This window comes from Vitreimonas sp., assembly GCF_036392335.1.
In the GTDB taxonomy this organism is placed as follows: domain Bacteria; phylum Pseudomonadota; class Alphaproteobacteria; order Caulobacterales; family Aquidulcibacteraceae; genus Vitreimonas.
Genome location: NZ_DASVYD010000021.1, coordinates 50467 through 76341 on the forward strand (window position 1 = coordinate 50467; position 25875 = coordinate 76341).

The 25875-nt window shown below is 64.4% G+C and carries 31 protein-coding genes; 11 read left to right on the plus strand and 20 right to left on the minus strand.

Annotated elements, in window-relative coordinates; translation table 11 throughout:
* Positions 1–9 precede the first annotated feature (9 nt).
* The 3 genes from panD to VF769_RS04620 form a co-directional block, all read right to left on the minus strand.
* Positions 10–360, minus strand: a complete 351-nt coding sequence (gene panD / locus VF769_RS04610; RefSeq protein WP_331007196.1) for an aspartate 1-decarboxylase — start codon at positions 358–360, stop codon at positions 10–12.
* A complete protein-coding gene (locus VF769_RS04615; protein ID WP_331007197.1) occupies positions 361–2004 on the minus strand; it encodes a hypothetical protein in 1644 nt (547 codons plus the stop codon). It lies immediately after the preceding gene.
* Between the two features lie 92 nt (positions 2005–2096).
* Positions 2097–2711 (minus strand): carbonic anhydrase, encoded by a 615-nt coding sequence (locus tag VF769_RS04620; protein ID WP_331007198.1) that lies wholly within the window; start codon positions 2709–2711, stop codon positions 2097–2099.
* A gap of 109 nt (positions 2712–2820) precedes the next feature.
* Here VF769_RS04620 and VF769_RS04625 point away from each other — a divergent pair, with 109 nt between their 5' ends.
* Both VF769_RS04625 and VF769_RS04630 read left to right on the plus strand, forming a co-directional pair.
* On the plus strand, positions 2821–3996 hold the full coding sequence (locus tag VF769_RS04625; RefSeq protein ID WP_331007199.1) for a hypothetical protein: 1176 nt from the start codon (positions 2821–2823) through the stop codon (positions 3994–3996).
* 57 nt (positions 3997–4053) lie between these two features.
* On the plus strand, positions 4054–4545 hold the full coding sequence (locus VF769_RS04630; protein WP_331007200.1) for a hypothetical protein: 492 nt from the start codon (positions 4054–4056) through the stop codon (positions 4543–4545).
* Between the two features lie 4 nt (positions 4546–4549).
* On the opposite strand, the gene VF769_RS04635 is transcribed toward VF769_RS04630, so the two are convergent.
* Positions 4550–5179: a VOC family protein gene (locus tag VF769_RS04635; protein ID WP_331007201.1), complete on the minus strand. Its 630-nt coding sequence runs from the start codon at positions 5177–5179 to the stop codon at positions 4550–4552.
* A 39-nt stretch (positions 5180–5218) separates the two neighbouring features.
* Entirely contained in the window at positions 5219–5803 is a 585-nt protein-coding gene (locus tag VF769_RS04640; protein WP_331007202.1) for a TetR/AcrR family transcriptional regulator, read from the minus strand.
* A 104-nt stretch (positions 5804–5907) separates the two neighbouring features.
* On the opposite strand from VF769_RS04640, the gene VF769_RS04645 reads away from it, so the two are divergent.
* The 4 genes from VF769_RS04645 (at position 5908) to VF769_RS04660 (ending at position 8243) form a co-directional block, all read left to right on the plus strand.
* Positions 5908–6216, plus strand: coding sequence for a hypothetical protein (locus VF769_RS04645; protein WP_331007203.1), 309 nt, complete (start codon positions 5908–5910; stop codon positions 6214–6216).
* 136 nt (positions 6217–6352) lie between these two features.
* Positions 6353–6964: a TIGR02466 family protein gene (locus VF769_RS04650; RefSeq protein ID WP_331007204.1), complete on the plus strand. Its 612-nt coding sequence runs from the start codon at positions 6353–6355 to the stop codon at positions 6962–6964.
* A 75-nt stretch (positions 6965–7039) separates the two neighbouring features.
* Positions 7040–7732: a TIGR02594 family protein gene (locus tag VF769_RS04655; protein ID WP_331007205.1), complete on the plus strand. Its 693-nt coding sequence runs from the start codon at positions 7040–7042 to the stop codon at positions 7730–7732.
* Between the two features lie 97 nt (positions 7733–7829).
* On the plus strand, positions 7830–8243 hold the full coding sequence (locus tag VF769_RS04660; RefSeq protein ID WP_331007206.1) for a hypothetical protein: 414 nt from the start codon (positions 7830–7832) through the stop codon (positions 8241–8243).
* 35 nt (positions 8244–8278) lie between these two features.
* Here the strand turns inward: VF769_RS04660 and VF769_RS04665 are convergent, their stop codons facing one another.
* From VF769_RS04665 to VF769_RS04695, 7 genes are all read right to left on the minus strand, one after another.
* Positions 8279–8563, minus strand: a complete 285-nt coding sequence (locus VF769_RS04665; RefSeq protein ID WP_331007207.1) for a type II toxin-antitoxin system RelE/ParE family toxin — start codon at positions 8561–8563, stop codon at positions 8279–8281.
* On the minus strand, positions 8560–8823 hold the full coding sequence (locus VF769_RS04670; protein ID WP_331007208.1) for a hypothetical protein: 264 nt from the start codon (positions 8821–8823) through the stop codon (positions 8560–8562). Before VF769_RS04670 ends, VF769_RS04665 begins: the two co-directional genes overlap by 4 nt.
* Before the next feature lie 140 nt (positions 8824–8963).
* On the minus strand, positions 8964–9425 hold the full coding sequence (locus tag VF769_RS04675; RefSeq protein ID WP_331007209.1) for a hypothetical protein: 462 nt from the start codon (positions 9423–9425) through the stop codon (positions 8964–8966).
* Between the two features lie 145 nt (positions 9426–9570).
* Positions 9571–10155 (minus strand): 3'-5' exonuclease, encoded by a 585-nt coding sequence (locus tag VF769_RS04680; protein WP_331007342.1) that lies wholly within the window; start codon positions 10153–10155, stop codon positions 9571–9573.
* Positions 10148–12205 carry an RNA polymerase sigma factor RpoD gene (rpoD, locus tag VF769_RS04685; protein ID WP_331007210.1) on the minus strand — a complete coding sequence of 686 codons (2058 nt, stop codon included), beginning with the start codon at positions 12203–12205 and terminating at the stop codon, positions 10148–10150. Before rpoD ends, VF769_RS04680 begins: the two co-directional genes overlap by 8 nt.
* A gap of 40 nt (positions 12206–12245) precedes the next feature.
* The gene (dnaG, locus tag VF769_RS04690) at positions 12246–14195 is read right to left on the minus strand and encodes a DNA primase (RefSeq protein ID WP_331007211.1); all 1950 of its coding nucleotides are present in this window, start codon (positions 14193–14195) and stop codon (positions 12246–12248) included.
* A gap of 95 nt (positions 14196–14290) precedes the next feature.
* Positions 14291–14458: a hypothetical protein gene (locus VF769_RS04695; RefSeq protein ID WP_331007212.1), complete on the minus strand. Its 168-nt coding sequence runs from the start codon at positions 14456–14458 to the stop codon at positions 14291–14293.
* A gap of 157 nt (positions 14459–14615) precedes the next feature.
* Between VF769_RS04695 and VF769_RS04700 the strand changes: the two genes are divergently transcribed.
* Positions 14616–15347: an SIMPL domain-containing protein gene (locus VF769_RS04700; protein ID WP_331007213.1), complete on the plus strand. Its 732-nt coding sequence runs from the start codon at positions 14616–14618 to the stop codon at positions 15345–15347.
* A gap of 52 nt (positions 15348–15399) precedes the next feature.
* Here VF769_RS04700 and VF769_RS04705 read toward each other — a convergent pair whose 3' ends face one another.
* Positions 15400–15651: a hypothetical protein gene (locus VF769_RS04705; RefSeq protein ID WP_331007214.1), complete on the minus strand. Its 252-nt coding sequence runs from the start codon at positions 15649–15651 to the stop codon at positions 15400–15402.
* A 198-nt stretch (positions 15652–15849) separates the two neighbouring features.
* Between VF769_RS04705 and VF769_RS04710 the strand changes: the two genes are divergently transcribed.
* From VF769_RS04710 to VF769_RS04720, 3 genes are all read left to right on the plus strand, one after another.
* The gene (locus VF769_RS04710) at positions 15850–16314 is read left to right on the plus strand and encodes a YbaK/EbsC family protein (protein WP_331007215.1); all 465 of its coding nucleotides are present in this window, start codon (positions 15850–15852) and stop codon (positions 16312–16314) included.
* An 89-nt stretch (positions 16315–16403) separates the two neighbouring features.
* Positions 16404–17441, plus strand: a complete 1038-nt coding sequence (gene cysK, locus VF769_RS04715) for a cysteine synthase A (protein ID WP_331007216.1) — start codon at positions 16404–16406, stop codon at positions 17439–17441.
* Complete coding sequence (locus VF769_RS04720; RefSeq protein WP_331007217.1) at positions 17442–17933, plus strand: DUF4262 domain-containing protein; 492 nt, start codon at positions 17442–17444, stop codon at positions 17931–17933.
* On the opposite strand, the gene VF769_RS04725 is transcribed toward VF769_RS04720, so the two are convergent.
* The 4 genes from VF769_RS04725 to carA all read right to left on the minus strand — a co-directional run bounded on the left by VF769_RS04725 (position 17930) and on the right by carA (position 21815).
* Positions 17930–18841, minus strand: a complete 912-nt coding sequence (locus VF769_RS04725) for a 2-hydroxyacid dehydrogenase (protein WP_331007218.1) — start codon at positions 18839–18841, stop codon at positions 17930–17932. The genes VF769_RS04720 and VF769_RS04725 overlap by 4 nt on opposite strands.
* 154 nt (positions 18842–18995) lie before the next feature.
* Positions 18996–19934 carry a tRNA dihydrouridine synthase gene (locus tag VF769_RS04730; RefSeq protein ID WP_414731766.1) on the minus strand — a complete coding sequence of 313 codons (939 nt, stop codon included), beginning with the start codon at positions 19932–19934 and terminating at the stop codon, positions 18996–18998.
* Positions 19935–19986: 52 nt separating this feature from the next.
* Entirely contained in the window at positions 19987–20637 is a 651-nt protein-coding gene (locus tag VF769_RS04735; protein ID WP_331007220.1) for a hypothetical protein, read from the minus strand.
* Positions 20634–21815, minus strand: a complete 1182-nt coding sequence (gene carA / locus VF769_RS04740) for a glutamine-hydrolyzing carbamoyl-phosphate synthase small subunit (protein ID WP_349258096.1) — start codon at positions 21813–21815, stop codon at positions 20634–20636. The genes VF769_RS04735 and carA overlap by 4 nt, the downstream gene beginning before the upstream one ends.
* Positions 21816–22074: 259 nt before the next feature.
* On the opposite strand from carA, the gene VF769_RS04745 reads away from it, so the two are divergent.
* A complete protein-coding gene (locus VF769_RS04745; protein ID WP_331007222.1) occupies positions 22075–24144 on the plus strand; it encodes a S9 family peptidase in 2070 nt (689 codons plus the stop codon).
* On the opposite strand, the gene glpX is transcribed toward VF769_RS04745, so the two are convergent.
* The 3 genes from glpX to VF769_RS04760 form a co-directional block, all read right to left on the minus strand.
* Positions 24141–25094, minus strand: a complete 954-nt coding sequence (glpX, locus tag VF769_RS04750) for a class II fructose-bisphosphatase (RefSeq protein WP_331007223.1) — start codon at positions 25092–25094, stop codon at positions 24141–24143. The genes VF769_RS04745 and glpX overlap by 4 nt on opposite strands.
* A gap of 65 nt (positions 25095–25159) precedes the next feature.
* On the minus strand, positions 25160–25660 hold the full coding sequence (locus VF769_RS04755) for a GAF domain-containing protein (protein WP_331007224.1): 501 nt from the start codon (positions 25658–25660) through the stop codon (positions 25160–25162).
* Positions 25660–25830 carry a hypothetical protein gene (locus VF769_RS04760; RefSeq protein WP_331007225.1) on the minus strand — a complete coding sequence of 57 codons (171 nt, stop codon included), beginning with the start codon at positions 25828–25830 and terminating at the stop codon, positions 25660–25662. The genes VF769_RS04755 and VF769_RS04760 overlap by 1 nt, the downstream gene beginning before the upstream one ends.
* Positions 25831–25875 lie beyond the last annotated feature (45 nt).

The window sequence follows — 25875 nt, forward strand, 5'->3', positions numbered from 1 at the left end:
CGCCGAGATCTAGCCGATCACCTCGTTGTGCTCGTTCAAGAGCACGACGGAGGGCTTGTAGTTGCGCGCTTCCGCGGCCGGCATTTGGCAATAGGCGATCACAATGATCGGGTCGCCCAATTGCGCCAGACGTGCGGCCGCGCCGTTGATGCCGAACATGCGCGAGCCGCGCGGCGCTTCGATCGCGTAGGTCGTGAAGCGCGCGCCGTTATTGATGTTCAGCACATCGACTTGCTCGTTCGGCAGAATGCCGGCGCGGTCGAGCAGATCCGCGTCGATCGAAATCGAGCCCTCATAGTGCAGATCGCACTGCGTCACGCGTGCGCGATGCAGCTTTGCCTTCAGCAATGTCAGGATCATTTATTGGGGCGCCTGGAAGTTGATGGCTATGCGCGTTGTCGCGCCCACGGCGCTTGTGCCGTCGGAAAGGGTCGCGCGTGAGCGATAGGAATTGACGGTTGAGAGCGCAGCGCGGCCGAAGCCGAGGCCAGTTGGTGTCTCCGACGCGATCGAGCAGATGAGCGACAGATCGCCTTGCACTTGGCAATTCAGCTGCACGCGCCCGCCGACGCCCTGGCGCGCCGCACTTTGCGGATAGAGTTGGGCGATCCGATTGGCGCTCGGCCGCTGCGTGAACACCACCGTGCCGGCCGGCGCGGCGCGCTGCGGCGGCGTGGCCTGGGGCGGCGGCGTGTTGGACGCGAAGGTCTGTGGAGGCGCGCTCTGCGTTGGCGACGAGAGCGGCACGGGCCCGCTGTTGGTGGTGGTCGGCTGGGTGTTCGAGGCGCTCGCCGAGAGCGACACCGGGCCGCCGCTGCTTGCGGCGAAATTGCTGGTTGGCGCTGGCGCGGGCTCTTCAGCCGGCGGACGCGCGGCTTCACGCTCACGTTGACGCGGTTGTTCGCGCTCTGGCGTCGCGCGCTGCTGCGGCGGCGCAGGACGATTGTCCTGTGCTTCGGAGAAGGAGGCGGTATTGTCGGCGGTGTCGTAGGCGCTCTCGGCGTCCGGCGGCGCGCCGACGTCGGTCGTCGTCTGTGCGTCTTCGACGATGGGCGGGGGACCGGCTTGGTTGTTCAGGCCGCCGCCGAAATAGAGCCCGCCCGCCAGCGCCGCGCCGCCGAGAAGCGCGACCAGAATGAATGCGCGCAGCGCGCCGCCTTGGTTGCGCGGCGGTTCACGCAGATCGTCGCGGTCGTAGTGCCGCTCTGGCGGCGGCGCCGCGCGGCGTGGCGGCGGCGCTTCGGCGCGCCGCGGCGGTGCAGGCGGGGGATCGAGTCGGCGTGGCGGCGTCGGCGGGAGCGCCTCGGCCCGACGCGGCGGCGGATCAAGGCGCACGCTGCTGGGTCGGGGGGCCGGCCGCGGCGGCGTCGGGGCGGCCTTGGCGGCCGTGAGTTGCTTCAAGCGCAACTCGGCCACTTCGGCGAACGTGCCGTTCGGGCCGTAGCGCGACAGATAATCCATGAACGCCGCTGGATCGCGGCTGTCGCGGATCATGCGCCAATGTTCGGCCTCTGAATCGAGCGGATCGGCCGCCTGCGCTGGGCGGGGCGCAGGCACTGGACGCGGCGGCGGCGCAGGAGCCAGACGCGGCGGCTCCTCGAAAGTTTGCTGCGCGGGCGCGCCGGCTCCGACCGAAGCGCGGGCGGCGTTGACCATGCGGTCGACGGCAAAGAAGAGCGGGTCGAGCGAGGGGTCGTTGGGGTCGCCGTTCCAGCGCGAAAGATCAAACGCCGGCGAGGAGCCGATGCTTGAGGGCGGGGGCGGTTCGATCAGGCTGGCGACGATTGCCTTATCGGCATTGATGACGCGTTGGGCTGCGTCGAGAAAAGGGCGCGACCGGATTGAGGCTTGGGACCAAACGATGACGCCGGCGCCGCTTGAGCGCAGCGCGCCGTCATTGTTCGGGGCGCCGCCAATGGTGAAACCGGCAGCCTCGAACATTTCCGCAAGCGCCTTGGCTTGCGGCTCATCTTCCCGGACACAAACAATGAGTACGTCCGCCATGACGTCTCCCGCGCGCCCCCTCATGGGACGCCCTTAGCACGGAACATCCCGATGCAATACAGGAGATGGCCGGCGATTACGGTGAAATCGCGTCAAACAACGGGATTGAACGCGCCGGTTGCCGGGTCGAGGAGCTCTAGCCCCCCGTCGGCGACGCCATAGCGGGCGCCCGCCAATTTGAGCCCGCGCTCGCGGATGGCGTCGGCCACGAACGGGAAGGTGGCAAGGTTCTCCAACGTGACGCGGATGGACTCGTATTCCAGCGCCGTGGCCGGGTGTTCGTGATGGGCTTCTTCAACGCGGGCCTTGGCGGTGTCGAGTAGGCTGATCCAGCCGTCGAGGAAGGAGTGCGGATTGCGCGGGCGCTTATCGAGCGCGGCGATCACGCCGCCGCATTGGGCGTGGCCGAGCACAAGGATGGTTTCGACCTTCAATTGCAGCACAGCGAACTCGATCGCGGCGCTGACGCCGTGAAAGGAGCCGGGCGCATGTTCGAACGGCGGGGCCAAATTGGCGACGTTGCGCACGACGAAGAGTTCGCCCGGGCGCGCATTGAAGATCGTCGCGGGATCGACGCGGCTGTCGGCGCAGGCAATGACCAGCGTTTTGGGCGATTGTCCGTGCTCGGCCAACTCGCGATGCAGGGAGCGGAGTTCGGGCCAGCGCTTCTCGCGATAAACCCGATAGCCTTCGATTAGGTATTTCATAGGGGCGCTTTGAAGCGAGTCCAGCCGGCAATGGCAAGTCTGCAGGTGGGGGAACAGGCTTGGCGCCTGCAAGCGCATCAGCGAGGCTTACGCCTCGGAGGGGAACATCATGAAGCGTTGGTGGGCTGCATTGGCGGCATGCGTGGTGGCGGCGTCCTGTGCGACGGCGCCCGAGATCGCTTCGCGCCGCGAGCGTCTGGCGCGTCAGATCGCGGACGATGCGGTGGCCTTCAACGAGGCTTATGGCCAAGCGGTGTCCGGGCAAATCCTGCTCAACATCTTGCGCTCGCGCGATCGGCTGCCGCGCTATTATCTCGCCATGACGGGCATTTCCGACAGCCCGTCCTGGAGTTTCAGCCACAGCGCCGGGATTGGTTCCATTCCGCTTGGCGATGGCGCCGCGCCCTGGGGCATCGGCAATGTCGGCGCCTCGCGCGAAACGCAAACGCGGCCCAGCTACGCCGTGCAACCCTTCAGCGCCGAAACGCTCACGCGCACCGCGTTCGAGCCCACTGCGCCGCACATTTTTGCGCATTATTGGAAGAGCGGCTGGCCGCGCGATCTGTTGATGCTGGTGATGGTGGAGGCGCTCGAAGTGACGGACGGCGAAGGCCGCGCGCGCGTGTACACCAACGAAGCCAACACGATCTTTGACGATTGCGCGCCGGGTATTGATTCGATCGGCTGCGATTTCGTGCGCGAAGTGCGCGCCTTCATGCGGGCGACCGAGCAAGGCCCGCCGGTTACTCGCCTCGCGCCGAACGGACGGCCGCTCTGCGGACTGATCGAGGCGTATGATCCAGCTACGCCCGTGCGTGCGGTCGGCCCCAGCCCTGGCGTCGATTGCGACCCGGTGTTTCCGGTGGGTTCCAGCTTAGTGCGGCTGCGTCTGCGTTCGCTCGATGACATGGTGTATTATGTCGGCGAGTTGATGCGCGCGGGCGCGATGGATGCACGCCCCGGAGAAGCGATCGCGGCGCAGGTCAATGTGCGCGCCGCCGGCCTGCGCGGCGGCGGTCGTGGCGTGCCGTTGTTCCGTATTTTGCCGCGCGGCGCAGCGGACAATGCGATCTATGCGGCCGAAGTCGCGTATGGCGGGGCGCGCTATGTGGCCGGGCCGGCGATTGGCCGCTCATGTGGCGAGGAGACGGGCGAGGGGGTCTGCCGCGACAGCGCCGAGGAGGGCGATCGCTCGTCTTCCGTGTTGTCGCTGATCGCCGAGATCTTGGCGCTCAATCAATCCCCAGACTCCATCCGTGCGCCAAGCCGTCTGATCGCGGATTAGGTTGAGCGCCGCGGCGACGCGTGGGATCATGTGGCGAAGTTTGACAGAGGGGATGCGATGCGCGGCGCGATTCTCGGCGTCCATGGCGGACGCGGCGTTCTGATGGTCGATGAGCGGCGGCTTGAATTCCCGATGAGCGAATGGCGCTCCGCCACGCCGCCGGTGGCGGGCCAGATCGTCGATTTCATCGAGGAGAATGGCGAAGCGCGCGCCGTGTTCGCCGTGCCCGGCGCCTATGCGGGCGGGGCCACCCCGGCGCGGTCCTATTCGGGTTCATTCGTGCTGGGCGCGATCGGCGTCGGCTGTTTGGTGCTGGGCTTCGTGATCCCGCTGTTGCCGACGATCGCTGCGTTCGTGCTCGGCTGCATTGGCGCCTCGCAGGCGCAGGCCGAGCGCGACGACACGGCCTTGCTGTTGTCGCGCATCGCTTGGATTGGAGCTGTGGTGCTGTTGTCGATTGGCATTCTCGCCATGCTGGCGGTGATGGCGCTGATCGGTACGATTGGCTTTGCTGCGATCTTCGAAGGGCTCGGACCGCACGATTGGTGAGCGGCTATACGGCCAATTCGGTTTGGTCGCTCTCTGCGAAAGCGCGGATGGCGTCTTCGTGCGCGGCGAAAATCTCAGGCCATTGCTGCTCGAGCACGGCGAGCAGGTCGTAGAGGTCGTACGGGCCGAGCGACGTCTTGTAGTCGCCGTAGCGGTCTTGCAGCTGGCGCCAGGCGTCTTCGCCGCCATCATGTTTTACCAACGCCCAGGTGGCGCCGTCGCGGATGATCAGGTGCAGGTTTCGTGCAAGCGCGGGCTTGTTGATGCGCCAGGGCGGATTGCGGCGATTTTCGCCAGCGTTGAACAGACAGATCTGGTTGCCGGCGGGGTCGCGCAGCCAAGCTTCATACCAGAGCCAGGATTGCATAACGGGCGCGCGCTCGATCGCGACGCCCGCATGCTTGAGACGGCGCACTTCGAAGTCCACGTCCAAGCACTCGAAATAGAGCTGCGGCGCGTTCTCGCGCGGAATCTCGCCATCGGTGATGTGGAGTGAAAAGGTCGTCTCGCCGCGCGGCAGTTCAAAGCGCGCGTAGTGCGGGCTCTTCACGATGAGCCGCAGACCGAGCAGCTCGTAAAAGGCAATCGATTGATCGAGGTCGCGTGCGGCGGCGGTGACTTGGTTGAGGCGCATGCGCGACTCTAGCACAAGGCCCGTTTCCGGCCATCGCGCTTAGTGGGCGAGCAAGGCCGACGCCAGCGCCTTGATTGCGCGCGCGGCGTTCAGATGCGCCGCCGGTGAGACTTGCGCCTTCGAGACGATGAACGCGCCTTCCATCGCCGTCAGCATGGCCGAGGCGAAGATTTCGGCATTCTTGGCGGCCATGCCGCGCTCTTGCGCGGCGAGTGCGATTTCGCGCTGCCAGGCATTGAAAGCGTTGCGCACGGCCGCGTGCAGATTGGGGCCGTGGGCGCTGGAAAATTCAGCCGCGATCGCGGCCATGGGGCAGGAGGCGTGATATTCGCGCTCCTTCACTTCCTTGGCGGTGTATTTGAAGACGCGGTCGACATAAGTGTCCAGATCGACATTGGATTCGCGCAATTCGCGGAAGCGCGCTTCCACTTCGGCGCCGACGCGGGCCACGGCTTCCGCGCCGATTTGTTCCTTGCCGCCTGGGAAATGAAAATACAGCGAGCCGCGCGGCGCGCCGGACTTCTGCAACAATTCCGCAACGCCAACGCCCTCGTAGCCGCGCGCTCGGAAGAGCTCGACGGCGGTTTCGATCAAATCCTCGCGAGCAGAAGTCGGTTTGGCCATTTGTAATCAGAATAGCACTTGTATGACGGTCGGTCTAGTGATAGCAGACAAATAGACCGGTCGTCATATTACGGCCGGCGCCAGTCTCTTCCCCGGAGGGTGCAATGAAGAAGTTTTTGACGGCTGCGGCGCTGACCGCGGTATTGTTCGTTCCCGGCGTGGCCTCGGCCGACGCCGCCAGCGACCGTGCGGCCGCGATCCGCACGTGCCGTGCTGAGGTCGCCAGCCAAACCGGCGTCGCCATTGACGACGTCCGCCTCGACCAAGCCCGCGTGCGCGGCACGACCGTCCGCGTCGATCTCGACGTGTGGCGCAACGGCCAGCTGCAGAACGTCCGCTGCGACGCCACGCGCGCCGAGGAGCCGACCATCGTCGCCATCTCGCCGACGCTGCAAACGGCGTCCGCTCAATAATCTAAAGCCAATGCCCATTTGCGCGTCTATCGCCTCCCGCGTGGACCGCCCTTCCTGCTCCCCCGTGCAAACGGGGGAGCTTTTTATTGGGCGAAGCCGGTGGACCGGGGCGGGGGCGGGCTCTTAAAGCTCTGCAATGGCCGAGATCAAAACCCTCTTCGTCACCAAACTCTATCGCGCTGAGCTCGAAGATGCGCGCGCGCTGAATGCCGACCTGCTCAAATCCTGCCGCGCCATCGCGGCGGATGATGAAGCGGGGCAGGCGTGGAGCAAGCAGAAGGGGTATCGGGGCTACACCTCGTACGCCTCGCTCGACGATTTGCCGAAGCGCGATCCGAGCATAGCCGCACTCAAACAGGCGTTGGATAAGCACGTCGCGAAATTCGCGCGCGAACTGCATCTCGATCTCGGCGGCAAGAGGCTGAAGCTGGATTCGATCTGGATCAACGTGCTTGAACCCGGCGGCGTGCATTCGGGGCACATCCATCCGCACTCGGTAATTAGCGGCACCTATTATGTCGAAACGCCCGCGGGCGCCTCGGCGCTGAAGCTCGAGGACCCGCGCCACGCCATGATGATGGCCGCGCCGCCGCGTTTGGAAGACGCGCCGGAAGACGAGCGCACCTTTGTGTACGTGACGCCGAAGGCTGGCGATGTGCTGATGTGGGAGAGTTATCTCCGGCACGAAGTGGTGGCGAACGCGGCGCGCAAATCGCGCGTAAGCATCAGCTTCAATTATAGCTGGTAGGCGCGCGTAATTTCTATTCTGCGTTGACTCTGCAACCTCCGATAATAGCGTTTCCCCTTTCGTGGGGAGGCCAAAATGAATGTGCGAAGCTTACAGCGGGCGTTGAAGGCGCTGGGGTTTGATCCGGGCGGCATCGACGGTGTTTGGGGGCGGCGCACGAGCGGCGCGGTGAAGCTTTTCCAGGAAGCCGCGGGCCTCGCCGCGACGGGCATTGTCGATGCGGCGACGGAGGCGGAATTGGAGCGCCAAGCCGGTGCGGCGCCCGATACGAGCGCCTTGGTCTGGTTCGAGGAAGCGCGTCGGCTGATGGGCGTGCGCGAGGTGGCGGGCGCTGGATCAAATCGAGAAATCCTGGATTGGGCCAAAAATCTCGACATCGCGTATGCGGGCGATGATGTGCCGTGGTGCGGTTTGTTTACAGCGCATTGCGTGGCCTCGACGCTGCCGGGCGAGCCCTTGCCGAACAATCCGCTGGGCGCGCGGCAATGGAGCAAGTTCGGCGAGAAGACGACGCCGCAAATTGGCGCCGTACTCGTATTCTGGCGCGAGAAGCGTGACGGATACAAAGGTCATGTCGGCTTCTATGAGGCCGAAGACGATGAAGCCTATCATGTGCTTGGCGGCAATCAGTCGAATAGCGTGAGCATTGCGCGGGTGGCGAAGACGCGTTTGCTGGGGGCACGTTGGCCGGTGTCGGCGGCGGCGCTCGCCACGGGCGTGACAGCACGCGTCGATGCGGGCGGGGGATTGTCGCGCGACGAACAATAGGGAACCTCGCGCGCTTGTGACTGCGGTCACGGCGGCCGGGATCGTGGTTCCATACGTTGTCCCTCACGAAATCATTTCGTTTTGAGGGAGAGCATCCATGTTCCGCACTGTTTTGGCCGCTTGTGTCGTGATGGCCGCGATGACCACCGCGCCGGCGATGGCCGAAGCGCCGGCGCGCTGCGAGGCGACGTCGTTCCGCGTGTATTTCGGTCAAGGCCAAACCACGTTGGACGACACAACCCTGCAGATGCTCGAAATCGCCGAACGCAACATGGCTGATTGCGATTATGCCGAGCTGCATGTCGTGATGGACGGCGCAAACCCGCAAACGCGTGCGCGCGGCGCAGCGATCATGGCCGCACTCGACGAAGACGCGTGGGATGTGGCCCGCATCGAGCAACGGTCGCCGACGCAACGCATCGCCTACGCGCCGGACTTCGCCGAAGTGGTGATGTCGCCGACGCCGCTGCGCGCGGGTGAACCGCTGCGCGATCCGAACGCGGGGGTTTAGTTCTTGTCCGCCGCGCGGAGCGTGCAGGACGGGAGCTAGCCTGGTCGGTTTTGGCGGCTGTTCCAGACGCGCGTGACGATGACCGCGTCGTCGGTGACGCGATAGCGGACAACATAGGCGGACTTGCCGAACTTCACGAAAAGCTCGCGCATGTCGGTGCGTCGTTCGACGCCTTTGAAGGGCTCGGCGCCGAGCGAGAGGATGCGGCGGGTGACAAGATCGAACATGCGCAACGCCGCACGTGGGCTGTGGCGGTTGAGGTCGCGTTCGAAGCGGAGCAGGTCGCGGCGCGCGGCGGGGCGCAGCTCGACCCGCCTCATTTACGGAGCGTCGTCCGTGCTTCAAGCCGGGCGCGGATTTCGGCGAAGACCTCTTCGGCGGCGACGTTCTCGCCGGGCTCTTCCAGGCGGCGCAAATCTTCGTCCCAGCTCAGATCGTTGTATTCGGCCTCGAAGGCGAGGTCGTCGATGATCTGCTGGCGGACATATTCCTCCGGCGTCAGACCACGCGCCTCGGCCGCGGCGCGGACTTCATCCGCGAGCGGGCCGGTGAGCGAGATGGTGAGCGTGTCGGCGGGCATAGTGGATAACTACTAGCACAAGTCGGCGGTTTCGTCATTCCGGGGCTCGGCACGCGACGAGCCCGGAAGCCAGGGCCGACACGCAGCGCTCTACGATCCCTGGATTCCGGATCGCGCTACGCGCGTCCGGAATGACGGACTCAGTTGGCGCGCTGGCGCGCTACGAATTCCCGTAGTCCTTCGCTGACGGTCTGCCGGTACTCTTCGTCCGCGCAGTGCTCGGCGAGCAAGGCAATCGCGTTCAACGCTGCTGTGCGCTGGTTTGTGGGCCAGTTTGAGAAACCAGCGTAGTCGAGCTTGCCTGCAATTGCGCCTTCGCTGACCGAGCCGAAAATTTCGTCTCGGATGAGGTGGGCGAGAAGACGCGGAAGCGCGAACTTCACTGTCTCTTCGGACCCAACGGTCGTGGCCGCTTTGAAAAATAGCCAATCGATGTCTTCGGGCGTCCAGTTGTCGACGCCTTTGCGTTGTAGCTCGCGCACCTCTTTGATGCGAGTTGGCGCACAATTCAGCGTCGCACCGTTCCAAACGTCGTGATCAACGTCTTTGAATGCGTTTGCGAGAGCGTCCAGAATGGCTTGTTCGGCGATATGGCGTGTCATTCTGTGAGCATTCTAGCGCCGGACGAGCGCCCCGTCATTCCGGGGCTTCGCGGCACGCGAAGAGTTCGGAATTCAAGGCCAACGCGCGGCGCTCTACGATCCCTGGATTCCGGATCGCGCTACGCGCGTCCGGAATGACGAATATCTATTGATCGCGTTGCAGCGCCAGCCCGCGAGTATCGGAGCCAAACTGCGGCGCCAGAGTAAGCAGGCGGGCGATGTTGACTGCATCATCGAGACCGGAGTGGTGGCGTCCGATCATCTCTTGTTTGAGCAATTTGTATGCTGAGCCGAGCCCACAGCTGCGAATGCCGAGTGTTTTGGCGAAAATGGTCTTTAAGTTGAGGTGGCGTAGCGCGGTATGAGGATCGACGCTGCCCGTTCGCCCGCAGTCGCGTTCAAACTGGCCCTTGTCGTAATTCCCCCAGGTCGTGAGGTCGCGCGCTTGTCCGAGCCAAGCGCTGTATTGCGCGCAAGCTTCGCCAAACCAAGGCGCCACATCGACTTGCGCTTGCGTGATGCCAGTTAGCTCGGTGCAGAACGCGGTGAGCGTTGGCGTGATCGCCGGCCGAACGTAGGATTGGAAGCGATCGACGATTTCAAGCGTGCCGAGATCAACCCGTACGGCGCCAATCTCGATAATCTCCATCGCGGCGCGCACGATGCGTTGCTCCGCATCGCACGTCGCTTCGAGATCGATGACAACAAGTTCGGGCAGGACTCTAGTTATCCAAGAAGCTCCGTAGCTTCCGCGAGCGACTCGGGTGCTTCAGCTTCCGCAGGGCCTTCGCCTCGATCTGACGGATGCGTTCGCGCGTCACGCTGAATTGCTGGCCGACTTCTTCCAGCGTGTGGTCGGTGTTCATGCCGATGCCGAAGCGCATGCGCAGCACGCGTTCTTCGCGCGGCGTGAGCGAGGCGAGCACGCGCGTGGTGGTTTCGCGCAGGTTCGATTGGATCGCAGCGTCGACGGGCAGGATCGCGTTCTTGTCCTCGATGAAATCGCCGAGGTGTGAATCCTCTTCGTCGCCGATCGGGGTTTCGAGCGAGATCGGCTCCTTGGCGATCTTCATCACCTTGCGGACCTTCTCGAGCGGCAAGCCGAGCTTTTCAGCCAGCTCTTCCGGGGTCGGTTCGCGGCCGATTTCGTGCAGCATCTGACGGCTGGTGCGCACGAGCTTGTTGATCGTCTCGATCATGTGCACCGGGATGCGGATGGTGCGCGCTTGGTCGGCGATCGAACGGGTGATGGCTTGGCGAATCCACCACGTCGCGTACGTGGAGAATTTGTAGCCGCGGCGATACTCGAACTTATCGACGGCCTTCATCAGGCCGATATTGCCTTCCTGGATCAGATCCAGGAATTGCAGGCCGCGATTGGTGTATTTCTTGGCGATGGAGATGACGAGGCGCAGGTTCGCTTCGACCATTTCCTTCTTGGCTTGGCGCGCTTCGCGTTCGCCTTTTTGCACGGCGTGGACGATGCGGCGGTATTCGTCGATCGGCACGCCGGTTTCTTGGGCGAGCACGCCGATTTCGCTGCGGATGTCGGCGATATCGTCGGCTTCTTGCGCGACGAACTTGGCCCAGGCCTTCGATTTGGCGGCGACCTTCTCAGTCCATTTCGGATCGAGTTCGCTGCCTTGATAGGCTTCGAGGAATTGGCCGCGCGGCACGCCGTTTGAATCGGCGAGGCGCATCAGCTTGCCTTCAAGCTGAATGAGCTTGCGATTGATGGCGTAGAGCTGCTCGACGAGGCTTTCGATCCGCGCGTTGTTGAGCTTCAGCTTCTTCAGCTCTTCGATGATCGTGTTTTGCGCGGTCTCGTAGGCTTCGTTCTTGGCGCCGGGCAGGGCCTTGCCCTGCAGGCGCAGCTCGATGCGCTTTTCCTGCAGCTTGCGGAATTGTCCGAACGCTTCGGCGATGGTGTCGAGGGTCGACATCACGCCTTCCTTGAGTTCGGCTTCCATCGCCGACATCGAGATGGCGGCTTCATCGTCAAACTCGCCGTCGGCATCGGCTTCGGCGGCGGCCTCGCCGGGGTCTTTCTCTTCGCCGTCATCGTCCTCGCTGCGCGCGGGCTTGGGCGCGTTGCGCGCGGCGAGGGCTTCGGCCTTCTTGCGCTCGGCTTCGGCGATTTCGATCTTGGCTTGCTCGGGATCGACCAGGCCGTCGGCGTTCACGCCGGGCGCCGATTGCGGGACGATGCCCATCTCGGCGCCGTACGTGGCTTCAAGGTCGATGATGTCGCGCAGCAGAATCTTCTGCTCACGCAATTCGTCGCGCCACACCATGATGGCTTCGAACGTGAGCGGGCTTTCGCAAAGCCCACGGATCATCGCGTCGCGGCCGGCTTCGATGCGTTTGGCGATGGCGATTTCGCCTTCGCGTGAGAGCAGTTCGACGCTGCCCATTTCGCGCAGATACATGCGCACGGGGTCGTCGGTGCGGTCAGCGTCTTCGCGGGTGTTGGTGACGGCGGGCTTGGCGTTCTCGTCGCGCGTGACGACGGCCTTGGCGCCCTCGTCCTCGGCGGCTTCGCCTTCTTCCTCATTGTCGACGACATTGATGCCCATCTCGTTGAGCTGGGACATCACGTCTTCGATTTGCTCGGAGGAGAATTCTTCCGACGGCAGGACCTTATTGAGTTCCTCGTGCGTGACGAAGCCGCGCGCTTTCGCGGCCTTGATCATCTTTTTCACGGCGGCGTCGGAGAGGTCGAGGATCGGGCCGTCCGGCGCTTCCTTTTCTTCCGTCGCGGTCTCTTCGGTCTTGCTCATCAGTACTCGGCTCTATCCATTCGAAATAGGTTCGGGGCGGTCAGGCGACCAGCCCATCGGCGTCGTCGTTATCAGCGGCAGCGTCTTCTTGCTTTGCTTCGCGGGCGCGGGCCTCGATTAGACGAGCCTCGCGGCTCAGCGCCTGGAAGCGAACGAACGCGTCGTCGTCGCCCTCGGCGGCTGCCGCCTGCAACTCAGACAATTCCTCCCTGATCGCCGGCAGCACCACTTGGCGTGTCACTAAGGCAAGCCACTCGCTCGGGTTCGCATCGGGGCCGGTATTCGGCTCAGCCTTGCGACCGGGGGGCTTCTCTTCGTGCTTCCAACGCTCAATGCGGGCTGCGGCGCGCTCCTGACCCGATCGGGTCAAATGGAGGCTAAGGGTCGCGCGGTCAATGGATAGAGCGTCATTTTCGGCATGGGAGGCCTCATCGGCGAGCGTTAGGAGGGCGTCGCGGATGGCTTCGAGGTCCGGATCGTGGATTTCCAGGCGCTCGATCCAGTCGGCATAGCGCGATAGCACTTCGGGTTGGTCCACCGCGGCCCGGAGCAGGCCCTCGGCGGCTGGGCGGGGGCGCTCGACGCCGGCGATGGCCTTGAGCTCGGCCGTGGCCGGCGCCGGGGGCGGCTGGCCGCGTTTGTAGGGGCCGGCGCCGGGTTGGCCAGGCTGGCGGGGCGCGAACGGGACGAAGGGCGGGCGAAGGCTGCGCAGGTGCGCGTTCGCCCGGCTCATCAGTTCGGAGAAATAGAGCCGCTGGGTGTCGCGATCGGCAATCTTGGCGATCGCTTCCTTAAGCCCCGCCTGGAAGGCCGCGCGCGCTTCCGGCGTGCTGAGTTCGCGCTTGTTCTTCTCACGCTCGAACAGCGCATCGACGGCAGGCGTGGCGTTGGCGATCAGATCGTGCAGCGCCTCGGCGCCGCCGCTGCGGAAAATATCGTCCGGGTCCTGGCCCGCCGGCGCGTGCGCGAAGCGCAGCGTGTGTGCGGGCGACAAATGCGGCAGCGCGAGATCGAGCGCGCGTTCGGCGGCGCGTTGGCCGGCGCTGTCGCCGTCAAGACAGATCACCGGCTCGCTGCCGGAACGCCAGAGCAATTGCAGCTGATCTTCGGTGAGTGCTGTGCCGCAAGGCGCCACAGCGGCGATGCCGGCGCGCTCGAACGCGATCACGTCGAGATAGCCTTCGCCGACGACGAGGCCCTCGGCTTTCGTACGCGCCAACATTTCGCGCGCTTGCTTCAGCCGATAAAGCACGCGGCTCTTCGAATAGAGCGCCGTTTCGGGCGAGTTGATGTATTTAGCTTTCGCGTCCTTCGCCAGCGCGCGGCCGCCAAAACCAATGATTTTCCCGGCTGGATCGGTGATTTCGAAGGTGACGCGGCCACGGAACGTATCAATGGCGCGCTTGCCCTCTTCACCTTCGCGCGCAACGCCTGCGGCGACGATCTCTTCTTGCGTGAAGCCTTCGGCTTTCAGTTTATCGAGCGCCCAGGTCCATTCGTCGGGCGCGAGGCCAATGCCGAAGCGCTCCCATTCGTCGGGACCAAGGCCGCGACCTTGCAGATATTTGCGCGCGTCTGCGCCGCCGGAGGAGCGCAGCGCGTCGGCGTAGAGTTTCGCGGTGCGCGCAGTGATCTGATAGAGCCGCTTGCGGCGATCAGTGTCGCCGCGATCTTCGTAATCGTCCTTCGGCATTTCCATGCCGGCGCGTTCGGCCATTTGCGACACGGCTTCGGGGAAGGAGAGCCCTTCGAGCTTCATCGCGAGGGTAAAGACGTCGCCCTTCTCTCCGCAGCCAAAGCATTTGAACACGCCCTTGGTGTCGAGGACGTGGAAGGAGGGGCTCTTCTCTTGGTGGAAGGGGCAGCAGGCCCAATAATCGCCGGCGCTCGGGCGGGATTTTTGCTTGTGCCAGCTTAAGCGCCGCCCGGCGTAATCCGCGATGGATACGCGGTCGCGCACTTGGCGCAGGAAGGCGTCTGAGAAGCGCAAATCATCAACCGGGCTGAAAAGCCGAGTTTACGTGATTCGGTTACCCGAAACTGGCGTCCGCTGCGGTTGCGGAACAATTATCCCGACTGCAGCACTCAGTATTTCGCCGGCGGGTCGCTCGCGGGGAAGCTTTCGTCTGAAGCCTCGTCGGCTTCGTCCCAGCGTTTGGGTGGATTTTCCATGGCGTCGGGGCCAGCGTCGCGCACCTTTTTCGGCTTCGGCGGCGGGTTCGGTTTTTTCGGGGGCTGGATGTTCTTCTCCATCACGTCATCTCCTCTTGCCGGCAGAAACGCGCCGACCGGAACAAAGGTTGCCGGCTCACATTTTCGCTAGGCGTCGAAAAAACCTGACCTTGCCGTAATTCGGGCGCCACACGCGCGTGGAAGAGAGCGAGCCAGAGGGGATCTGGAGGAGAAAAACATGCGTTTCATCAAAGCCGCCGCCGCGTTCGCCATTATGGCGACGGTCGCGGTTCCCAATGCCGCTGTCGCGCAGACCGCGCCCGCTGAGCACGGGACGCCCGGCGTCCAGGGCACGTTGCTGAGCGTCAGCGCTGACGGCACGTCCGAAGCACGTCCGGACATGGCGACGATCAATTTGGGCGTCACCACCGAGGGACAGACCGCGCAGGCCGCGCTGCAAGAGAATGCGCGCCGCATGAGCGCGCTGACGCAGGCGCTGCGTCGCGCCGGCATCGCCGAGCGCGATATCCAGACGTCAAACGTGTCCGTGTTCCCGCAGCAGCAATATCGCGAGAACCAGCCGCCACTCATCACCGGCTACCAAGCCAACAACACGGTGACGGCGAAGATCCGCAACGTGAACAATGTCGGACGCGTCATCGACGCCGCGGTCGCGGCCGGGGGCAATACCATTCATGGCGTCTCGTTCTCACACGCCGATCCCGACGCGCAATTGGACGCCGCGCGTCGCGCAGCCATCACCGAGGCGCGCCGGCGCGCGGAATTGTATGCGAGTGCGCTGGGCATGCGCGTGCACCGCGTCGTCGCTGTCAGCGAGGGCGGGGGATATGCGCAACCCTACCCCGTGCCGATGGCCGCGCGCATGGAAGCCGACGCCGTCGCCACGCCGATCGCGCCCGGCGAAATCGAAACGCGGGCGAGCGTGAGCGTGACGTTCGAATTGCGCTAAGGGTTCGCGACGCATTGAGAAAGGGCGGTCCGTTGGGACCGCCCTTTTTGCGTTACGGGGTTTCAGAAGCCGGGGCCGGCGCGTCCGCCGTAGGCGGCGATTGCGGCGCGGGTAATTCCGGCATGTCGATCTCAGGCGGATCGACCTTCACGTCCGGCACATTGATCTCAAGCTGCGCCGTCTCTTGGCGCTGTAAGCCGCCATTATAGGCGACGACGCCTACGGCAATGATGGCGACCAGGAAGATGCCCGCCAGAAACGCGACCCAAGGCGAGGAACCGCCGCCGCTTTCTCTCTCAGCCATTGCACATTCTCCTCTTGAATGACTGCAAGAAGAACAGACGGCGCCCACGGTGGTTCCGCGCGTCGGCGCCACAGCCAATGGCGATTGGCGTCAGCAAAGTTCCAGATTAGGATCACAGGCATTGGCGCGAGGCCCAGGGCAGCGCCCCGCTCGACGCATCCGAATCCTCGCGCTTCCTCATTGAACAAGGAGGCGATGATGTCGATTTCGCCGCGGTTACGCTCCTATCTCGACCGCAGAGGATGTCGATTTGAGGAAATTCCGCATGCGCGCGCCAAGAGCGCGGCGCAGGCGGCGCATGTGGCGCACATTGACGATGACCTGATGGCGAAAGCCGTGCTGGTGCGCGTCGGCGAGGATTACATGCTCGCCGTCGTGCCGGCGTCGCGCCAAGTGCGCTTCGATCGCTTGCAGCACTGGCTCGGGCGCCCCGTGCGCTTGGCGGAGGAAGAGGAGAGCGCGTCGCTGTTCAGCGACTGCGACCTGGGCGCCATTCCGCCGATCGGCGAAGCGTTCAACCTCGAGACTGTTATGGACGAGAGCTTGCTCGACGCCGACGACATCTATTTCGAGGGCGGCGATCACAAGACGCTGGTGCACATGTCGGCGGGCGATTGGCGCAAGCTGATGCGCGACCAGCCCTGCGGCGCATTCAGCGCGTGAGCGCCCGCGCATGTGTGACCGAAAGCACTCGCGTGGCGAAGCGCGGGGCGGTAAAGGGTGCGTCTCGATTTATCTGAGGAGGCGCGCGCATGGCCCGCTACAATTCTATTCTCGAAACCGTCGGCCGCACGCCGGTGGTGAAGCTCAATCGCATCGCGCCGGCGGGCGTGAATCTCTACGTGAAGGTCGAGGCGTTCAATCCGCTGGGCTCGGTGAAGGATCGCTTGGCGCTGGGCGTGATCGAAGCGGCGGAGCGGTCGGGCGAGCTGAAGCCGGGCATGACGGTGGTGGAAGCCACCAGCGGTAACACCGGCATCGGCCTCGCGATGGTGTGCGCGGCGAAGGGCTATCCGCTCGTGGTGACGATGGCCGAGAGCTTCTCCGTGGAGCGCCGCAAGCTGATGCGTTTCCTCGGCGCCAAAGTGGTGACGACGCCGGCGGCGCTGCGCGGCACCGGCATGGTGCAAAAGGCGATGGAGCTTGCGAAGACGCACGGCTGGTATTGGACGCGCCAATTCGAGAACGACGCGAACCCCGAAATGCACGTGAAGACGACGGCGCGCGAGATCGTCGATGATTTCCGCGATGTGAAGCTCGATTATTGGGTGACGGGCTATGGCACGGGCGGCACGCTGAACGGCGTCGCGCGCGTGCTCAACAAGGAATTGCCGGACACCAAGATCATCGTCTGCGAACCGGCGGACGCGCCGCTGCTCTCCAGCGGCCTGCCGCAAGAGCGCAACGCCGACGGCACGCCGGCCGCGGGCCACCCCGCGTTCAAGCCGCACCCGATGCAGGGCTGGACGCCGGATTTCATCCCGAAGATCACCGGCGACGTCGATCTCTCGCGCGTTCACAAAGTGGTGCAGATCGCCAATGCGGACGCCATGCGCTGCTCGCAAGACCTCGCGGCGAAGGAAGGGATATTCGTCGGCATCACGTCCGGCGCCAATCTCGCCGGCGCCTTGGAAATTGCGAAGACAGCGCCCGCCGGCGCTAACATCTTGGCGATGATGGCCGATACGGGCGAACGCTATCTCTCCACGCCGCTCTTCGCCGATATCGGCGCGGACATGAGCGAAGAAGAGATGGGGATTTTCAACTCGACGCCGTACGGGCGGGCTTAGATGGCGCTCAGTGCCGCGGACCAGAAGGTGCTGGACAATATCGGCGAGCACGGCTGGTCCTGCATGCACGTCGGTGAAGGACGCAGCGGAGAGCCAAATTTTTCCTACTCGATCGGATGGTGGGCGGCAGCTCAAGCGCCAGAGTGCATCGTCTTTGGCTTGCCGAAGAACCTGCAGCACTCAATGTTGTGGGAGGTTTATAGGCAGGTATCGGCGGGCCTAAAGCTCGCCGACGGATTACGCGTGCGCGATCTCATCGAAGGATTTGATTGCGTTGTGCGTCCCGTCCACGAAACTCAAATGCCAGAATATTTAGGGTTTGCTGGTTGGTATCGGCATCGCCAACTGGGGTCTGCGGAAGGGTTAAAGGCGTTTCAAATCTTCTGGCCCGGAAAGCAACAGCGCCTGTTCCCTTGGGAGCAGGACTGCAACGAAGATGTGCGACGCTGGCAGCCGCTGCTTTACCTGCCGCTTGGTGTCGCCGCCGCTTAGTGCTCCACCAGCGAAAGCAGCTCTTCGCCCGCATAAAACCGGCGCAGATTTTCCAGCACGTTTTGCGAGCCTTCCCAAAGGGCTTCGCGGGTGCCGCCGCCGAGGTGCGGCGTGAGCGTGGTGTTGGGGACGTCGGCCCAGCGTGAGACGGGCGTGGGTTCTTCGACGAACACGTCGAGGCCTGCGCCGCCAAGCGCGCCGCTTTTGAGCGCGGCGATCAGTGCGTCCTCATCGATGACGTTGCCGCGTGAGATGTTGATGAGCACGCCGTCGCTGCCGAGCGCTTTGATCACATCTGCGTTGATGAGGCCCTCGGTGGTCTTATCGCCGCGCGCGGCGACGATCAGCACTTCGGCCCAATCGGCGAGCTTCGGCAGATCGGGTTCGTAAGCGTGCTTGATCGCGGGCTTCGCGCGCGGGCCGTACCATTTGATCTCCAGCCCAAACGCTTCAGCGCGCGCCGCAATCGCTTCGCCGATGGCGCCCATGCCGACAATCCCAAGCTTGCGCCCGCGCAAACGCTTCTGCGGCGGCACCGCAAGCGGCGGCGTCCACGTGCCGCCGCGCAACACGCGCTCGCCTTCGGTGAAGAAGCGCAGCCGCGCGATCATCAGGCCGATGGCGACGTCGGCGACGTCTTCGTGATTGATGTGGCGCCCATGCGTGACAGCGACGCCGCGCTTTGCGCAATAAGCGAGATCAAGCCCGTCCACGCCGACGCCGAAACAGACGATGCATTTCAGCTCCGGCAGCGCATCGATCATCTCATTGGTGAGACCCACATGGCCGATCGTCACGGCGGCGCGCACGTCTGTGCGATCCGTCGGCCAGCGGACGATGTCGTACTCGGCCAAGCGCATTTCGAAGAGGCCGAGCGGGGGATGAACGAGGAGGGCGGGTTTGGTCATGCGTGCAGTGTGACGGGGAATGCGCCGCAATCAACCCTCGCCCCGCGTAGCGGGGGAGGGTGTCGCGAAGCGACGGGAGGGGGACATACTCCGGTGCGCAGACGTGTATCCCCCACCCCTAACCCCTCCCCCGCTTTGCGGGGCGAGGGGAATGCTAAGCCGCCGCCAATTCCGGCTCTTGCGCGAACAAAGCGATCAGTTCTTCGCGGACGCGGGCGGGGTCGGTGAGCGTGCAGATGGCTTTGCGGTGTTCGCGGGCGCTTGGGCCGAGCACGGCGTCGATGCTCCAGGCGATGTGTTTGCGCGCGATGCGGAGGCCCAAGCCTTCGTCGTAGAAGGCGAGCGTGTCTTCGTAGAGCGCCAGCAGGGATGCGAGCAGGATTTCGCGCGCGGGCGCTGCGATCTCGCCGCCGTGCGTGAGCGCGTGTTCGATCGCGCCGGGCAGCCAGGGTTTGCCTTGCGCGGCGCGGCCTATCATGACGCCCGCCGCGCCCGAGAGTGCGAGCGCGCGGCGGGCATCGGCGGCGTTGCTGATGTCGCCATTGGCGATGATTGGAATGCGCACCGCATCAACGACGGGCGCGATCGCAGCCCAGTCGGCGATTCCCGTGTAGAATTGCTGGCGCGTGCGGCCGTGGATGGTGATCATGCGCACGCCAGCATTCTCGGCTCGCTTGGCGATCTCGGGCGCGTTGAGATTGGCATGGTCCCAGCCGAGACGCATTTTCAGCGTGACGGGAAGTTTGGTGGCGGAGACCGTCGCTTCGATCAATTTCAACGCCATGTCGGGATCGCGCATCAGCGCCGAGCCGCAGAGGCCGGAAGTCACGCTCTTCGAGGGGCAGCCCATATTGATGTCGATGACATCGGCGCCGGCATCTTCGGCAAGGCGTGCGCCTTCGGCCATCCAATGCGCTTCGCGGCCGGCAAGTTGGATGACGAGCGGCGCAATCACGCCGAAGCCGGCGGCGCGACGCGCCATGTCGACGCGATCGCGCGCGAGCTGCTCGGACGCCACCATCTCCGACACGCAATAGCGCCCACCAAAGGCCTTCACCTGCCGGCGAAACGGAATGTCCGTCACGCCGGCCATAGGCGCGAGGGAAACGAGGGGGGCGGTGAAATGGGGAGTGAACACGTGTTGGCTATGCTTGATCAGGGGAAGCAGCCTCAAGGGTATCAAGGCGAGCTTGTATGACCTCAAGGTGATCGATTGGCCACCTTAGCTTATCGGCCCGCAGAATTCGCGCGGAACCTGCGCGTGGCGCATTCCGGATCGTTCTCTTTTCTACCACCGTGCCCGCTTCATCCAGGATGTGCGCTATGGTGAAATCCAGGCTCGGAAAACCTCGTCGATGGCGAATGTCTTGGGCGGCCACGAAGATGATGCGCTCGTCTTCTGTCTCAAAGGCATAGAAGTCGATTTCATGTTCAAACTCGACCAATTCAGCGAATGCGCGTGATTGGATACGGAAAGTATCAACTGCGTCGCTGCGCAGAACCGATTTGGCGCAGGCGATACGCGCACTAGCTTCCTTCACAAAGTCGCGCCGGGCCCAAAAATAGAAGGTTGCGCCGCCGGCCGCCCAAACAAGCGTTACCCAAATAGCCGGTACGGTAGATGTCAGGAGTGTCGCCAACCAAAGCGACGCGGTGATCACACCGACGACCACGCGCGTCCGCATGGAATCGTGGCTGCGCTCTTCATTGCGTTTGATAAAACCGTTCAGCCAACGACGTTCGGCTGGTGTAAGCGGGCGGCGGACGGGCGCGAGATATGTGCGCCCGCTGCTCAAGCCGCCTTGCCGCTCTTCTTCATCAGTTTCGCGAAGTGCTCAAAGAGATAGTGGCTATCTTGCGGGCCGGGGCTCGCTTCGGGGTGATATTGCACCGAGAAGACGGGCTTGCCTTCAAGCGCGATGCCGCAATTGGAGCCGTCGAACAGCGAGACGTGGGTTTCCTTCACGCCTTTCGGCAGCGTGTCGCGATCGATGGCGAAGCCGTGGTTCATCGACACGATCTCGACTTTGCCGGTGCTTTTGTCTTGCACCGGATGGTTCGCGCCGTGATGGCCTTGCGGCATTTTCAAAGTTTTGGCGCCAAGCGCGAGGCCGAGCATCTGGTGGCCCAAGCACACGCCCATCACCGGCGTGCCGCTGTCGACGAGCTTCTTGATTTCGGGCGCGGCGTATTTGCCGGTCGCGGCCGGATCGCCGGGGCCGTTTGAAAGCAGGATGCCGTCCGGCTTGTGCGCGAGCGCTTCTTCGGCGGTCGCGGTGGCGGGCAGCACGATCGTCTTGGCGCCGATCTCACCGAGTGAACGGAGGATGTTGCGCTTCACGCCGTAATCCATGACGACGACGGTGAATTTTGGCTTCTGCACTTCCGGCACGCCGAGCGGCCATTGCCACAAGCTTTCGTTGACGACGTAGCTTTGCGCGGTCGTCACTTCTTTCGCGAGATCGAGACCGTCAAGGCCGTGCCAAGCTTGTGCGCGCTTGTGCAACGCTTCGAGATCGAACTTGCCGTCGGGCGCATGCGCGATGACGGCGTTCGGCATGCCATGCTCGCGAATGCGGCGCGTGAGGGCGCGCGTGTCGAGACCGGCGAGGCCGATAATGTTGCGCTTCTTCAGCCAAGCATTGAGATCATCTTCCGAACGCCAGTTCGAGGGCGCTGTCGGATTGGTGCGAAACACGGCGCCGCGCGCGGCGGCCGCAGCGGCGGGCGAAGACGTCTCGGTGTCCTGCACGTTGGCGCCGACATTGCCGATGTGCGGGAAGGTGAAGGCGACGATCTGGGCCGCGTAAGAGGGGTCGGTCAGGATCTCCTGATAGCCCGTCATGGCGGTGTTGAAGCACACCTCGCCATCGGCGGCCCCTTCGGCCCCCAGACCCTGGCCCAGAAAAACGGTTCCATCGGCGAGCACGAGTGCGCCGGTATGGGCGGCGGGGGGATGAGTCGATTTTGTCAAAGCGGCAGTGGAATAGGGTGCGCCGGGCGGGGTGTCAAAGCGTGGCTTTCAGTCCCCTATCTGGGGAAGAATGCCCTTCCGCCGCAGCCCTCGCCCCATCCCTGCCGCAAAGGTGAACTTCCTGTCAGCCATGTGAGTTGGACGGTGGATGACGGCCTTGTAAGGTTTGGGTGTGGGGACGAGAGCGACCAGATTTTGGGCCGGGGCCATCGCCGCCTTGGGGCTCGCTTTCGCCGTCGCGGCGTGCGGCCGGGACGGCGTGCGCGCGCCTACGCCCGAGGTCGTGCAGCCTTCGATTTCCCGCGCCGATCTGTTCGGCGACCCGGTGCGCAACGGCGGCCAGCTCTCGCCGCGCGGCGATATGGTCGCGTTCTTGGCGCCGCGCGATGGGGTGACGAACCTCTGGGTTCTTTCCGTTGACGCCATGGATCAAGCCCGGCCGGTCACCGACGACCGCGTGCGCGGCATCCGTTCCTTCGCCTGGGCCGCCGATGGCGCGACCTTGCTCTATCTGCAGGACGAGCGCGGCGATGAGAATTTCCAGCTCTATTCGGTCGATGTCGCGGGCGGTGCGCCACGGGCGTTGACGCCGGCCGGCGCGCGCGCCGAAATCCTCGGCGTCAGCGCCAACGATCCGAGCGGCGTTGTCATCAGTCTGAACCAGCGCGACGCGGCATGGGCCGACGTGGTGCGCGTAGACGTGCGCTCGGGCGAGCGCTCGGTCTTGCTGCGCAATACAGGGCCGCGTGGTTTTGCCCGCTTCGTGCTGGATCGCGAGGGCCGCGTAAGACTGGGCGTGCGGCCCTTGGCGGACGGCAGCGCTGAATTGGTGCGCTTCGACGAACGCGGTCGGGCGACGACGCTGTTTGCCATCCCGCTCGAAGACACCATGTCGGCGACGCCGATCGCGTTCGAAGCGGATGGCCGCAACTTCCTGATGCTGGATTCCACCGGCCGCGATCGCACCGCCTTGGTGCGCGTCGATGCGGAGACCGGCGTCAAGACGGTGATCGGCGAAAGCGCGCGCGCCGATGTCGTCGATGTATGGCTCAATCCGGCGAATAATGCGGCTGAGGCGTTTGCCACCGAATATCTCCGTCGCGAATGGCGCTCGCTCAATCCCGAGACGCAAGCGGATATCGAATTCCTCGATCGCAATCTTGCGGGCGACTTTTCCATTGTCTCGCGCAGCGCCGACAATGGACGTTGGATTGTCGTTGAGGAAGGCCCGACGATCGCGGCGCGTTCGCATCTCTATGATCGCGCCGGACGCCGCCTCACGTTGCTGTTCCGGCACCGCCCGGCGCTTGACCAGGCGCCGCTGCAGCCGATGACGCCAGTCGAGATCGAAGCGCGCGACGGCTTGACGCTCGTATCCTATCTCACGTTGCCGATTGGCTCGGACGCCAATGGCGACGCGCGGCCGGAAGAGCCGCAGCCACTCGTCCTGGCCGTGCACGATGGGCCGTGGTCGCGTGACTCGTACGGCTTCAACGCGCTGCACCAATGGCTTGCGAACCGCGGTTATGCGGTTCTGAGCGTGAATTTCCGCGGCTCCAATGGCTTCGGCAAAGCCTTCCTCAATGCGGGCAATCGCGAGTGGGGCGGGCGCATGCAGGAAGATCTGCTCGACGCCGTACAATGGGCGGTCGCCAACGGCATTGCCCAACCCAATCGCGTGGCCGTCGTGGGCGCAGGGTTCGGTGGTTACGCGGCGTTGTCGGGCCTTTCTGGCGCAGCCGAGCAATTCCGCTGCGGCGCGAGCTACGGCGCGCAGTCGAATTTGCTGTCATTGCTCGATCGTGCGCCAGCGTATGCGCGTGACGAATTGTATGTGCGCATCGGCGACCCGCGCACGCCGGAAGGACGTCAGCTTCTGCGCGAGCGCTCGCCCTATTTTCGCGCCACGCAAATCCGCACCCCGTTCTTGCTCGCGCTCGGCGCGCGCGATCCGCGTACGCCGCGCGGTGAGAGCGATCAGCTGGCCGCCGCGATCCGCGCGCGCGGGGCGCTTACCTATCTGTCGTTTCCCGAAGAAGGTCGCGACCTGGTGCGTCAGCCGAACCGGCTTTCCTATCTCGCGGTGCTCGAACACTTCCTCGGCGATTGCCTCGGCGGACGCGTGGAGCCCGTCGGGGCTGCGTTCGAAGGGGCGGCGATCCATGTGTTCGACGGCGCCGTGAACGTGCCGGGCTTGTCGGCGTTTGCGCGCCGCATTGCGCCGCCGGCCGTGCAAGAGCCGCCTGCGGAAATCGCGCCCGGCGATGGCGCGGGCGGTGCTGTCGATGTGTTCGTTCCCGGTGAATCGCCGGGCGAAACGCGGAATTAGAGCTCAGGCCAGATCGAGCGGACGCGGCTTTTGCGCTTGGAGAAGCTGTCCCACACCAGCGTCTCGACATGCGCGTGGCCGTGTTCGAAATGCACGCCCTCAAACATCGACCCATGCGTCACGCCGGACGCGGCGAACACCACATCGCCGGGCACCATGTCGTCCAACGTAAGCTTTGCGTGCACGTCGCGGCCCATCGCGCGGGCGCGGGCTTCCTCCTGCTCGTTTTCCGGCATCAAGCGCGCCTGCATCTGGCCGCCGGCGCAGCGGATCGCCGCGGCGGCCAGCACGCCTTCGGGCGCGCCGCCGGAGCCGAAATAGATGTCGACGCCGGAGCGCGCGAATTCCGTGGTCCAGAACACGCCGGCGACATCGCCGTCCGGGATCAGGCGAATGCCCGCGCCGGCGCTGCGCAGCTCCTCGATGATGTGCGCGTGACGCGGACGGTCCAACAGACACGCCCGGATGGCGCTCACCGGCACGCCTTTGGCCTTGGCGAGGCGCATCACATTCTCGGTCGGGGAGAGATCAAGGTCGATCAGGCCGGCGGGGTAGCCTGGGCCGATGGCGAGCTTGTCCATGTACATGTCCGGTGCGTGCAGCAAACCACCTTCGAGCGCGAGCGCCACGACAGTCATCGCGTTCGGCGCATCGGAAGCGCAGAGCTTGGTGCCTTCGAGTGGATCGACGGCGATATCGGCCCGCAGACCGCCAGCGCCGAGTTCCTCGCCGATATAGAGCATCGGCGCTTCGTCGATCTCGCCTTCGCCGATCACGACCTTGCCGCAAAAGGGCGCGGTCTGAAACACGCGGCGCATGGCGTCGACCGCCGCCTGGTCGGCGTCGTTCTTGCGGCCGTAGCCGCGGAGCTTGGCGCTGGCGATGGCCGCCGCCTCGGTCGAGGTCTGCGCGATCTGGCTGAGGATCAAGCCGGTGGTGTTGGTGGTCAAAGGTGGCCCCAAAGCTGATTTTGGGGCTGTCATAGGCCCCGCCGGGGCTTGGGCCAACCGGGCTTTTATGGCGTTTTCAGCAGGTCGGCGCAGATGCCTTCGAGGCCGGCCCGGTCGACGGCGTCGAAGGCGTCGAACTGGGTGGAGTCGACGTCCAGGACGGCGGCGAGCTTGCCGGCCTGGTCAAACACCGGGACAACGATCTCGGAATTGGAACGGCTGTCGCAGGCGATGTGGCCGGGGAAGGCGTGGACGTCCGGCACCAGGATGGTCTCACCCTTGGCGGCGGCCGCGCCGCAGACGCCTTTGCCGAATGGGATGCGCAGGCAGCCGAGCGTGCCCTGGTAGGGGCCGACGACGAGTTCATCGCCTTTGGCTTCATCGACCAGATAGAAGCCGGTCCAAAAGAAGCGGTCGGGGAAGGCGTTGGCGAGCAATGACGCCGCTGTGGCGTAGCGGGCGGTGCGACTTGGCTCACCCGCGACCACGGCGGCGATTTCCGCGCGCAGCGCCGCGTAAGCGGCCGCCTTCTCCGTCGGCAGTGGGGCGCGGGCGGTTTCGGCCATCAGCGCGTCGGCCGGTTGGACTTGCGGTGCTGCAGCGCTCCCGAGGCTTTGAGCGCCGTCACCTTCTCCTGATTGGTCATTTGCTTGCCGCGCGGCTTGGAGATGGCCCGACCAACAAACACCGAGATGCCGATAATGGCGACGGCCGAGACAAGAATGAACCAAAGCATGGGTATCTCCCAACTCTCTAGGTAAGCAACGCCGCGCGCCTTGGC

Bases quoted from the DNA above. Each gene is read 5' to 3' on its own strand.
- VF769_RS04730 (WP_414731766.1), bottom strand. From the start codon at position 19,934: ATGGCCGGCGTGACGGACATTCCGTTTCGCCGGCAGGTGAAGGCCTTT.
- panD (WP_331007196.1), bottom strand. From the start codon at position 360: ATGATCCTGACATTGCTGAAGGCAAAGCTGCATCGCGCACGCGTGACG.
- VF769_RS04645 (WP_331007203.1), top strand. From the start codon at position 5,908: ATGAAGAAGTTTTTGACGGCTGCGGCGCTGACCGCGGTATTGTTCGTT.
- VF769_RS04630 (WP_331007200.1), top strand. From the start codon at position 4,054: ATGCGCGGCGCGATTCTCGGCGTCCATGGCGGACGCGGCGTTCTGATG.
- VF769_RS04655 (WP_331007205.1), top strand. From the start codon at position 7,040: ATGAATGTGCGAAGCTTACAGCGGGCGTTGAAGGCGCTGGGGTTTGAT.
- VF769_RS04705 (WP_331007214.1), bottom strand. From the start codon at position 15,651: ATGGCTGAGAGAGAAAGCGGCGGCGGTTCCTCGCCTTGGGTCGCGTTT.
- VF769_RS04660 (WP_331007206.1), top strand. From the start codon at position 7,830: ATGTTCCGCACTGTTTTGGCCGCTTGTGTCGTGATGGCCGCGATGACC.
- VF769_RS04650 (WP_331007204.1), top strand. From the start codon at position 6,353: ATGGCCGAGATCAAAACCCTCTTCGTCACCAAACTCTATCGCGCTGAG.
- VF769_RS04675 (WP_331007209.1), bottom strand. From the start codon at position 9,425: ATGACACGCCATATCGCCGAACAAGCCATTCTGGACGCTCTCGCAAAC.
- VF769_RS04665 (WP_331007207.1), bottom strand. From the start codon at position 8,563: ATGAGGCGGGTCGAGCTGCGCCCCGCCGCGCGCCGCGACCTGCTCCGC.
- VF769_RS04625 (WP_331007199.1), top strand. From the start codon at position 2,821: ATGAAGCGTTGGTGGGCTGCATTGGCGGCATGCGTGGTGGCGGCGTCC.
- cysK (WP_331007216.1), top strand. From the start codon at position 16,404: ATGGCCCGCTACAATTCTATTCTCGAAACCGTCGGCCGCACGCCGGTG.
- VF769_RS04725 (WP_331007218.1), bottom strand. From the start codon at position 18,841: ATGACCAAACCCGCCCTCCTCGTTCATCCCCCGCTCGGCCTCTTCGAA.
- VF769_RS04635 (WP_331007201.1), bottom strand. From the start codon at position 5,179: ATGCGCCTCAACCAAGTCACCGCCGCCGCACGCGACCTCGATCAATCG.
- VF769_RS04615 (WP_331007197.1), bottom strand. From the start codon at position 2,004: ATGGCGGACGTACTCATTGTTTGTGTCCGGGAAGATGAGCCGCAAGCC.
- VF769_RS04640 (WP_331007202.1), bottom strand. From the start codon at position 5,803: ATGGCCAAACCGACTTCTGCTCGCGAGGATTTGATCGAAACCGCCGTC.
- VF769_RS04620 (WP_331007198.1), bottom strand. From the start codon at position 2,711: ATGAAATACCTAATCGAAGGCTATCGGGTTTATCGCGAGAAGCGCTGG.
- VF769_RS04695 (WP_331007212.1), bottom strand. From the start codon at position 14,458: ATGGAGAAGAACATCCAGCCCCCGAAAAAACCGAACCCGCCGCCGAAG.
- VF769_RS04700 (WP_331007213.1), top strand. From the start codon at position 14,616: ATGCGTTTCATCAAAGCCGCCGCCGCGTTCGCCATTATGGCGACGGTC.
- VF769_RS04710 (WP_331007215.1), top strand. From the start codon at position 15,850: ATGTCGATTTCGCCGCGGTTACGCTCCTATCTCGACCGCAGAGGATGT.
- VF769_RS04720 (WP_331007217.1), top strand. From the start codon at position 17,442: ATGGCGCTCAGTGCCGCGGACCAGAAGGTGCTGGACAATATCGGCGAG.
- VF769_RS04755 (WP_331007224.1), bottom strand. From the start codon at position 25,660: ATGGCCGAAACCGCCCGCGCCCCACTGCCGACGGAGAAGGCGGCCGCT.
- VF769_RS04670 (WP_331007208.1), bottom strand. From the start codon at position 8,823: ATGCCCGCCGACACGCTCACCATCTCGCTCACCGGCCCGCTCGCGGAT.
- VF769_RS04760 (WP_331007225.1), bottom strand. From the start codon at position 25,830: ATGCTTTGGTTCATTCTTGTCTCGGCCGTCGCCATTATCGGCATCTCG.
- rpoD (WP_331007210.1), bottom strand. From the start codon at position 12,205: ATGAGCAAGACCGAAGAGACCGCGACGGAAGAAAAGGAAGCGCCGGAC.